Source organism: Helicobacter trogontum, assembly GCF_000765905.2.
In the GTDB taxonomy this organism is placed as follows: Bacteria; Campylobacterota; Campylobacteria; order Campylobacterales; family Helicobacteraceae; genus Helicobacter_A; species Helicobacter_A trogontum.
The window spans coordinates 1-7,749 of the sequence record NZ_JRPL02000041.1 but is presented as its reverse complement, the minus strand read 5'-3'; the positions used below and the strand labels follow the sequence as shown (position 1 = coordinate 7,749).

At 33.7% G+C, this 7,749-nt stretch carries 14 protein-coding genes and 1 pseudogene; all 15 read right to left on the bottom strand.

Going from position 1 to position 7,749, the window contains the following annotated elements:
- Nucleotides 1–250 (bottom strand): annotated as a pseudogene (locus tag LS81_RS10005) (hypothetical protein); the annotation flags it as partial.
- Nucleotides 251–414: 164 nt separating this feature from the next.
- Nucleotides 415–579 carry a hypothetical protein gene (locus tag LS81_RS11400; protein ID WP_158659429.1) on the bottom strand — a complete coding sequence of 55 codons (165 nt, stop codon included), beginning with the start codon at nt 577–579 and terminating at the stop codon, nt 415–417.
- The gene (locus LS81_RS12140) at nt 564–1,268 is read right to left on the bottom strand and encodes a lysozyme inhibitor LprI family protein (protein WP_237022227.1); all 705 of its coding nucleotides are present in this window, start codon (nt 1,266–1,268) and stop codon (nt 564–566) included. The genes LS81_RS11400 and LS81_RS12140 overlap by 16 nt, the downstream gene beginning before the upstream one ends.
- Nucleotides 1,269–1,282: 14 nt before the next feature.
- Nucleotides 1,283–2,623: a glycoside hydrolase family 19 protein gene (locus LS81_RS12135; protein WP_233715959.1), complete on the bottom strand. Its 1,341-nt coding sequence runs from the start codon at nt 2,621–2,623 to the stop codon at nt 1,283–1,285.
- A complete protein-coding gene (locus LS81_RS09990) occupies nt 2,620–3,279 on the bottom strand; it encodes a hypothetical protein (RefSeq protein WP_034346849.1) in 660 nt (219 codons plus the stop codon). Before LS81_RS09990 ends, LS81_RS12135 begins: the two co-directional genes overlap by 4 nt.
- A complete protein-coding gene (locus LS81_RS09985; RefSeq protein WP_034346848.1) occupies nt 3,276–3,884 on the bottom strand; it encodes a hypothetical protein in 609 nt (202 codons plus the stop codon). The genes LS81_RS09990 and LS81_RS09985 overlap by 4 nt, the downstream gene beginning before the upstream one ends.
- Entirely contained in the window at nt 3,871–4,323 is a 453-nt protein-coding gene (locus tag LS81_RS09980) for a hypothetical protein (protein WP_104696557.1), read from the bottom strand. Before LS81_RS09980 ends, LS81_RS09985 begins: the two co-directional genes overlap by 14 nt.
- Nucleotides 4,320–4,928 (bottom strand): hypothetical protein, encoded by a 609-nt coding sequence (locus tag LS81_RS09975; RefSeq protein ID WP_034346844.1) that lies wholly within the window; start codon nt 4,926–4,928, stop codon nt 4,320–4,322. Before LS81_RS09975 ends, LS81_RS09980 begins: the two co-directional genes overlap by 4 nt.
- A gap of 10 nt (nt 4,929–4,938) precedes the next feature.
- Nucleotides 4,939–5,295, bottom strand: coding sequence for a hypothetical protein (locus tag LS81_RS09970; protein ID WP_104696558.1), 357 nt, complete (start codon nt 5,293–5,295; stop codon nt 4,939–4,941).
- 180 nt (nt 5,296–5,475) lie between these two features.
- Nucleotides 5,476–5,637 (bottom strand): hypothetical protein, encoded by a 162-nt coding sequence (locus LS81_RS11395; RefSeq protein ID WP_158659430.1) that lies wholly within the window; start codon nt 5,635–5,637, stop codon nt 5,476–5,478.
- Nucleotides 5,606–6,214, bottom strand: coding sequence for a hypothetical protein (locus tag LS81_RS09965; protein WP_034347945.1), 609 nt, complete (start codon nt 6,212–6,214; stop codon nt 5,606–5,608). Before LS81_RS09965 ends, LS81_RS11395 begins: the two co-directional genes overlap by 32 nt.
- Nucleotides 6,180–6,362 carry a hypothetical protein gene (locus LS81_RS09960; RefSeq protein ID WP_138069921.1) on the bottom strand — a complete coding sequence of 61 codons (183 nt, stop codon included), beginning with the start codon at nt 6,360–6,362 and terminating at the stop codon, nt 6,180–6,182. Before LS81_RS09960 ends, LS81_RS09965 begins: the two co-directional genes overlap by 35 nt.
- 51 nt (nt 6,363–6,413) lie before the next feature.
- Nucleotides 6,414–7,052 (bottom strand): hypothetical protein, encoded by a 639-nt coding sequence (locus LS81_RS09955; RefSeq protein WP_052096665.1) that lies wholly within the window; start codon nt 7,050–7,052, stop codon nt 6,414–6,416.
- Nucleotides 7,053–7,192: 140 nt separating this feature from the next.
- Entirely contained in the window at nt 7,193–7,606 is a 414-nt protein-coding gene (locus tag LS81_RS09950; protein WP_052096664.1) for a hypothetical protein, read from the bottom strand.
- Nucleotides 7,512–7,749, bottom strand: a 238-nt coding sequence (locus LS81_RS11755; RefSeq protein ID WP_201798952.1) for a hypothetical protein, incomplete at its 5' end; no start/stop codon positions are given. The genes LS81_RS09950 and LS81_RS11755, both read right to left, overlap by 95 nt.

Here is a 7,749-nt window from a genome sequence, read left to right as displayed (position 1 = left end):
GCAATGCTTTTCTATGTTCCTCATTGTTTAGGAAGTCTTTGGTGTCATTAGGATTGTGTTTATTATAGTAGGATTGGAAGTTTGCGTAGTTACTTCTACCTGTCAGTTGCTTTATTCCTCTACCTCTAAATTTATAACCATCGCCTTGTTGTGTATTGCCTAGCTTATTGCTATCCGAACGATTCTCATCAGCATATACCTTATTTGCTATAATCACATCTTTAGCCTTTTTATCACTCCTCTTATTCACTATATGATTAGCTATCGCTTGAGCGATGAGGATAAAAGCCTTATGAGATTCTGTGCTATATGGAATCTCATAGTTTGCCCCTTGTGCTAGAGAGATTGCAGAATGTCTAAAGGCTAATTGGATTGTAAGGTAGGATTGGTATTCTTTAAACGATTCTATAAGCTCTATGGGGGAGTAGGCTTTTTAGAATCAAATTTCTTTTTAGATTCTATCCCTAGTCTTTTTTCTATTTCTGTTGTATTAGCTTTTTGCTCTATTGCTCCATTGGTTTTAGGTAGAGCGTTGATAGAGGTGTTTGCGTGGCTTTTAGATTCTATAATTCTTGCCACTTAGAATCCACCCTTACAATCAATTTGCCTGTTTCATCGATTAGATTGTCAAGATATAACGCACCTAAAACATAATAATATTCCGCTTCTTTATCTTGAAAAATTGCTTTATATTCCTCTGTATGTGTATGAAATATCTGTGTAAAAAGATGTGGGTCATATTGTAAAATAAAGCGTGTAAATTCCATTATTGCTGATTTATAGTGTTCTGATATTATGTCGCCTATCGATTCTTCCCAACTTAATTGTAGCCCACTTCTCTTACTCACTTGTTCCTCATCAGTATATATTTCATTGTTGTGTTCCTGTATTTCCTTATCTGTCTGTTCTACCTCATTGTTTCTTTTTTTTATCATTTCTTTTGCTATTTTTTTAATTTCTGTCTTTCTATCGTCTGAAATATTTTGCATTATGACATAATAGTAACTCGCATAAAAGTTATCCAAGACTGCATTATATCGCCAACGACCAAAGCAAATCAAAGTTTCTGCGGTATTGGTATCTTTATCACAATCAAAGCTCGGCAATGGTTCGTCCTCCCATTGATATATTATGGTATCACTTGCTATTGCTATTTTATCTAGTGAGGCGATTTTATCAAAAGGATTTTTGCTCAACCATTCTTTTGTGCTTTTTACATCAGCAAATATTGCAGTTATCATTAAACATATTAATGCCAACTTGTTCATCATTAATTCCTTTGTTAAAAATCCTCAAAAATATTTGCATTTTTGATTCTTGTATGTTGTTTGGTTCTCTTATCTAACCCATTATAGCCACCATTGACTTTTTTGGTTATTTGCTTGACTATTTCATTGGCATTATTGCTAGTTTGTTTATCTGCAATCTTATAGCATTTTTTATCATTCCAAAACCATACCGCACTAAGCAAAGCTATCTTGCCATTATCAGGCAATGCTTTTCTATGTTCCTCATTGTTTAGGAAGTCTTTGGTGTCATTAGGATTGTGTTTATTATAGTAGGATTGGAAGTTTGCGTAGTTACTTCTACCTGTCAGTTGCTTTATTCCTCTACCTCTAAATTTGTAGCCATCGCCTTGTTGTGTATTGCCTAGCTTATTGCTATCCGAACGATTCTCATCAGCATATACCTTATTTGCTATAATCACATCTTTAGCCTTTTTATCACTCCTCTTATTCACTATATGATTAGCTATCGCTTGAGCGATGAGGATAAAAGCCTTATGAGATTCTGTGCTATATGGAATCTCATAGTTTGCCCCTTGTGCTAGAGAGATTGCAGAATGTCTAAAGGCTAATTGGATTGTAAGGTAGGATTGGTATTCTTTAAACGATTCTATAAGCTCTATGGGGGAGTAGGCTTTTTTAGAATCAAATTTCTTTTTAGATTCTATCCCCAGTGTTTTTTCTATCTCTGTGGTATTAGTTTTTTGCTCTATTGCCCCATTGGTTTTAGGCAAGAGATTGAGGCAGAAATTGATATAGTCTTGGACTAAATCTTTGATAGCTTGGATAGCATTACTTGGTGCATTGCTTAAGATGTCTTTCATAGCATAATCACTTGGCTTTGTGGCTCTGCCATCATCGAGGGCTTCTTTGATTTTTTCTTTGTCGGCTTTTTGTGCTGTTGTGCGATAATAATCAAAACCAGCTGTTATCAGTCCCCTGACACTATAATGCAAATCTTCCTCTAACCTAAACGCACTACCACCCACTTCTACATAGCATTGGGCAAAGAAATGCTCTAGTTTTGCTCTAGTATCCAACCTATAATACACAAACATAGGTTCATTGTCAGTATGGAGTCTATTAAGCTCATTTACCATATCTTTTAGTTTTTGCACTTTAGTATTTACTTCATTGTATTGATTTCTTTGTGCTTGTGTGGTGGGCGTGGTTTCTAATATCGCATAATTAATCCCATTAAACACTCTTTTAGGACTAAAAGCAAAGACCATGATTTGTTTATTATAGTTATGCCATTGGTGTTCTATGAGATTAATTTCTATTTGTTCACCTCTATATTTTTGATTGTTTCTTTTAAAGAATCGTAGCTCACTCACACTGTGCTATGGTCTATTATCTTAATAAAATGCAAATCTTTACCCACTTGCTTGAAATAATAATCATAGTAATACATAGTAATATACATTCGGTGTGAATCAAGCCAAAGAATACAATAAGTCCATAAGTATTCATCTATTGTTAGACTTGAAAAAGCTTCTAAATCTTCTTTATATCTTTGTTTTTCTTCTTCAGTAAGTAATAGAGGTATCTTTGTGCCAATATCAAACTCTATAAAAGGAAAATAATCTTTTGTGGGCATTTTTGCTGGATATATCATTTGAGCTATGGTAAGCGGATCATCACGATAGGCAATATACTCGGCTTGTTTCATTGCATAGATTTCTCGTAAGGTTTTATTATAATAAATAGTGCGTGTAATAGTATGCCACTCATTAAGAGGAATAGTAGAATCATCATTGTGATACACTATTTCTTTAGAATCTTTGGCATTATGTATTTTTTTAATATGCGAATCGTTTGCAATATAAGAATCTACTTCTTTAACAAATGACAATATATCCTTTTTGATGACTCGCTTTCGCAATTCCTTATCCTTAAAGGTATCATCTGGTAAGGGAAATACAGCATAACTTGGCACACTGTTTATCAAGCCCACACAAGCCATTGTCTTAAAAAAATCTCGTCTTGTCATTGCGTTTCTCTATCTTGCAATATTGTCTTGTTGGTATTATACCACTCTCTTAATCTTTGTAGTAACTCATCGTTGATAGAATCTAGGGGAATTTGCTTATTTTGAGATTTATAAAAGACAACTTTACCTTTTAATGTTTCTTCAACATCATCAATGCCTATATACAAATGTTGCTTACCATATTCTTTAAGAAAAATAGTGTCTTGTGATATTGCAAATGTGTAATACCATCTTGTGATATTCCCTGCAGTATCTTGATAGGCAGTAGTAAGCGTGAAATTTTCTTTGTTTGCCATGATCTTTTCTATGCTACGAGAAAAAGACATTGTTCTTATTTTACCTTGTATAAAGACATTCACACAGCTTCTATCTTGGGAAGTTACATTGCCATATTGATCTTGTGTATCTTGATAGTCTTGTAGGACAATGATACTATAATCGTGTGTATTTTCTTGTAGTATCCTAGCATATTGTATTTCGAATACTTTATCCCTACACTTATCTTGTGCTATCTTGATAGATTGTTCCAAATCTAGTGCATATCCTAGATGAGCCAATGCCAACATAACCACACATAAGAGTTTATATTTCCTATTCAAAGTCATCAAATATCCTTTGGGTTCTAATGTGATTGAGAGAATCTTGTCTGTTAGATAAACCATTATTTCCACCATTTATCCTTTGGGAGATAAGGCGTAAGTTATTGCTAAGATTGGGTATATTAGCTACTCCTGTGGAAGTGGGGCTAATGCTATGCTGTGCATTAGCTATATTATATAGATGTGTTCGTGTTTCTCTTGAAATGAGAGTTTTCCATACATATATACCAGCAAGTAAAGCCTCTAAGCCATTATTAGCCAGAGAGTCTCTATCATTAGCATTATTGACAAAGTCCCTATTTTGTAAGCCACCATACAATGGATGAGTAACCCTTTGATTAAACCCTGTATAGCCCTCATTGCGTCCTTGCCCTATTGAGCCTCTACCTGTGATATGTAACAATCCTCTCCCTCTAAAGTTATAGCCATCACCTTGTCCTATCATTTAGAATCTACCTTGATGATTAATTTGCCTGTTTCATCAATTAAGTTGTCAATATAAAGTTTATCAAGTAGCCTAGCCATATCATCTTTAACACTGATATTTTCAACTTCCTTTGCATATTGTAAAAATATAGAATCTAAAAGCTTTGGGTTATTGAAAGCGAGATACTTGCTTAATTCTTGTATCCCATATTCATATGCTACTCCAATATAATCGTGTGAACACATTTGGATTCCAGCACCGCTTGTAAATTTCTTATTACATTCACCTATATATTCCCGTTTTTTCATCGCTTCTCTTGCTATGTTTTTAATCTCTTGCTTTTTATATTCAGATATGTGTTGCATTATGAGGTGGTAGTAGCTAGTAAAAAAATTATCTAAAAAGATTATTGTGGGACTTCTTGCCATTCCACAACCTGCAGCGCAACTTATCACTGCTGCGACTTCATCGCTACACTCAAAATCATCATCAATACTAGGCTCTAAACTCTCTAGCATTCTTTCCTCATTGTTATAGAAATAATCATATATGCCTTCTTTCTTGTTTGTATCATGAGCATACACTATAAGCACTATCAAGCACATAAATATCCATTTTTTCATTATTTGCTCCTTATGTTTCAAAATCCTTAAAGATATTTTGAGATTTAATTCTTGTATGTTGCTTAGTTCTATCACTTAGCCCATTTGTGCCACCATTTATGGTAAGACTAATTGCTAAAACACTTTTTGTAGTATTTACATTTTCTTTTGTGATTATTATATTACCATTAGCTTCATCATCTATGATCTCATAGAGATGCTTTCCTTTAAATATTAAAACTTCTTGATGTTTTTTGGCATTGGGATAGCATTTTCTATCATTCCAATAATACACCGCACTAAGCAAAGCATACACTCCAGAATCTGTAACTAGCTGTGGCTGTGCCTCAAAATCTATATCACTACTTAGCCAACCTTGATTGTGCAAATATCTTGTGCAAGCATGATAATTATCTCTAAAGGTTAAATGTAATAATCCTCTCCCTCTAAAGTTATAGCCATCATCTGTGTTGTGTCTATTGCCATATCGATTGTAATTTTTGTTGGCATTTTCTTTAGAAATACTTTCAGCAAGTCTTAACTGCCCAGCCCAAGTCTCTACCCAACTTTAGGCAAAGAAATGCTCTAGTCTTGCTCTAGTATCCAACCTATAATACACAAACATAGGTTCATTGTCAGTATGGAGTCTATTAAGCTCATTTACCATATCTTTTAGTTTTTGCACTTTAGCACTTGCTTCATTGTGTTGATTTCTTTGTGCTTGTAACATTTTTTAACTCTTGCAATAACTCATCATTTATAGAATCTAAAGGGATAAGTTTTTCTTTCTTTGGGTCATCTCGTGGTTGGCGATAGTAGATTTGAGTGTTGTTTGTGATTTCTTGGTCATCATCGATATGTTCAAATTCCTTGCTATATTGATGTAGATAGAATCTATTCTCAATAAGCCTAAAGGTTAGATAAGTATTGGTGATATTACCTATTCTGTCTTGCCACAAAGAAGTGAGAGTAAAGAAATCATTTTTGTTAGCAACGATACCTATATTGTCACTAAAGCAAAAATTTTGCATGATTACATCACTATCAAAAATGCTTATACAACTATATTTCTTAACAGCTCTCCCTAGCTCATCATCGTCCCAATTAAATAAAGTTATTAAAATAAAATCTTTCTTGTCTGTATGTATATTATAAGATTTTGTGATGATATTTTCTTTATTATAGGGTAGGTTTAGAAGATACTTTTGCTTCGCAATATCCTCAAAACTATTAGCAAAGACTAGAGATGCAAATATCAAAAAAAATATACAATTACCACAACCAATCCTCATCAAATATCCTATCATCTCGTATCCTTTCATATTGATTCCACCTTGCTTGATAGCTATCGGTATATCGATTGATGATTCTTGTTACAGAATCTACACTAGCCCTAGTATCAGCATTGGCATTTACAAAGCAGTTATTCTGCCTCCAAAAATACGCCGCACTCATTATAGCATAACCACCATTTTCAAAGAGTAGGTTTGGATTTACTTCAAAGTTTTAAATGCACTCATGCTTTTTTAACGCCCCATTAGATTCTAGGAGATTATCCTTAGCGGCTTTGTCAATTACATCAAATATCACTTCGGCATCGTCATCAAATGGAGAGTCTGGATTTAGTGGTTTCTTATTCATTATGAGTTGGTAATAACCTTTTGGATTCGGATAAAAGATTTGTTCAAAAATATTTTTATATTGTGGGTGAGTATAAATAAATTTTGTAATTTCTCGCAGGGCTTTGTTGTATGGATAGTAATAACATTGTGCGGCTAATGCAGAATTTAATCCAGAGCTTACATTATCGTCAAACTTTGTATTTGGGCATACCTTACCTCGCTCTTTAAGCATTGTTAAAGAAATATCTTTAATGATTGTTTTATCTTTTAAATCTATATGTTTGATTACTGCTTTATAATAACTTGAATAGAAATTATCAATAATGGCAAAATAAGAAGCAGGTATCATGCCCACACCACCACATATATCCATTTCAGATTCTGAAAGTTTTGGCAAATCACAATCAAAGCTAGGCTTAATGTTATCTTGTTGCAACATTTCTTCAAGGCTTAAGGCATTGAGGCTTGAGACCAAAATAAATACAATATAAAATTTATCCAAAATCTTTAAATATTTCAGCATTTTTTATCCTTGCGTATGTTTGTTGTCTTTCTGCCAAATTATTATACCAACCATTAATTCTTTCAGTAATTAACCTTAGGTTTTGACTCACATTATTTAATGTAATAGTTCCACCTGTGCCATTTCGATTTTTGGTAAAACTATATTGCGCATGAATAATATCTTGGTTTTCGCGATATTATAAAGATTTGCTCATTGATTCTGTATGTATTCCAAACCCACACCGCACTAAGCAAAGCATACACTCCAGAATCTGTAACTAGCTGTGGCTGTGCCTCAAAATCTATATCACTACTTAGCCAACCTTGATTGTGCAAATATCTTGTGCAAGCATGATAATTATCTCTAAAGGTTAAATGCAATAATCCTCTCCCTCTAAAGTTATAGCCATCATCTGTGTTGGGTCTATTGCCATATCGATTATTATAGTTTTTGTTGGCATTTTCTTTAGAAATACTTTCAGCAAGTCTTAACTGCCCAGCCCAAGTCTCTACCCAACTTTGTGCAAAGAAATGCTCTAGTATCCAACCTATAATGCACAAACATAGGTTCATTGTCAGTATGGAGTCTATTAAGCTCATTTACCATATCTTTTAGTTTTTGCACTTTAGCACTTACTTCATTGTGTTGATTTCTTTGTGCTTGTGTGGTGGGCGTGGTTTCTAATATCGCATAATTAATCCCATTAAACACTCTT